Here is a 1,009-nt window from a genome sequence, read left to right on the forward strand (position 1 = left end):
GCCTGCTCTAGCCCATCCAACGTCAAATTCGCCAGTACCGGGGAGATGATTCCGCCTTGCGGCGTACCGGCCTCGGTAGCGAATAAGGCTCCTTTCTCTACATACCCTGCTTCAAGCCATTTACGCAGCACGACTTTATCCATGGTGATGTTTCTGAGCAGCCAATCGTGACTGATGTTGTCGAAACAGCCGCGAATGTCGCCCTCCAGCACCCACGTAGCGGATGTTCGCTTTGCGAGTGCATTGAAACAATGTGCGATGGCGTCTGCCGTTGAACGCTCGGGCCTAAAACCATAGGAGTTCGGGTCTGCTTGGGTCTCTGCAACAGGTTCCAGCGCTAATTTCCATAAGGATTGCATCGCTCTGTCTCGCATTGTCGGTATCCCAAGAGGACGCTTCTTTCCATTGCTCTTGGGTATGTAGATACGTCTTAGCGGTTGCGGTTGATAGCCGCGATGCTTTAACGTGAGTGCTCCCTTTGATTTGGCGGCCGGAGTCGACCATATCTTGCCGTCGATCCCCGGTGTTCTTTTACCTCGATTTTCCGTCACCCGTTTTACAGCAAGCATTTTGCTGTAAAAGGAGCGGGTTAGTAGGCGCTGCAAGGCTTTCACTTTGCCCCATCTACCTTCCTGTGTTGCTTTAGCGATACGCACTTGGAGTCGCCTCACGTCTTTCTCGATATGACACCAGTCTGCCCAGAGCCATATCAATTCTGCGTGCGAAGGTGCACCCACACCTGAGACCGGCGTCTTCGCGCTGATTGCCGATGCTGTCATCTGCTTTCCTCCGTTAAACAATTTTTCAAGTTATCTCGCTATGAAAGACCTCGTGGAAGTCTGCTCGCTTTCGCGCCGAGTGATGTTTCAACCCGTATTCTCTCGATTACAGAGAGGCATTCGCTTTTTCCACATTCCTTTATCCGCAGTACCAACAATGTTCCTCACGGTTCATCTGCCAACTATGGCAGTACTACGGACTTACCCTGTTCCGCATGTATTTCAGAGCG

General features: G+C 51.7%; 2 protein-coding genes. One reads left to right on the forward strand and one right to left on the reverse strand.

Annotated elements, in window-relative coordinates:
- Positions 1-779: reverse transcriptase N-terminal domain-containing protein (locus DFP77_RS19455; protein ID WP_181858603.1), on the reverse strand; the 779-nt coding region annotated here is incomplete at its 3' end.
- A gap of 40 nt (positions 780-819) precedes the next feature.
- On the opposite strand from DFP77_RS19455, the gene DFP77_RS19705 reads away from it, so the two are divergent.
- Positions 820-1,009, forward strand: a 190-nt coding sequence (locus DFP77_RS19705; protein ID WP_220235567.1) for a hypothetical protein, incomplete at its 3' end; no start/stop codon positions are given.

It is taken from the genome of Marinomonas foliarum, assembly GCF_003337275.1.
In the GTDB taxonomy this organism is placed as follows: Bacteria; Pseudomonadota; Gammaproteobacteria; order Pseudomonadales; family Marinomonadaceae; genus Marinomonas; species Marinomonas foliarum.